The organism is Haloferax sp. Atlit-6N, assembly GCF_003383195.1.
Lineage (GTDB): Archaea > Halobacteriota > Halobacteria > Halobacteriales > Haloferacaceae > Haloferax > Haloferax gibbonsii.
Genome location: NZ_QEQJ01000445.1, coordinates 1 through 267 on the forward strand (window position 1 = coordinate 1; position 267 = coordinate 267).

The 267-nt window shown below is 66.3% G+C and carries 1 protein-coding gene; it reads right to left on the reverse strand.

The window, feature by feature from the left end:
* Window positions 1–267: ATP-binding cassette domain-containing protein (locus tag DEQ92_RS23125; protein WP_147299620.1), on the reverse strand; the 267-nt coding region annotated here is incomplete at both ends.

Here is a 267-nt window from a genome sequence, read left to right on the forward strand (position 1 = left end):
CGGACGATGGCGCGGGCGATGGCGACGCGTTGTCGCTGGCCGCCGGACATCTCGTCGGGCATGCGTTCGAGCATGCCCTGCAGCTGGACGATTTCGGCGGCGCGCTCGACGCGGCGCTCGATTTCCTCTTTGTCGTAGTTGCGGAGGCGGAGCCCGAAGGAGATGTTGTCGTAGACGTCCATGTGGGGGAACAGCGCGATGTTCTGGAACACCATCGCGACGCCGCGGTCCTTCGGCGGGAGGTTCGTCACCTCGCGGTCACCGATG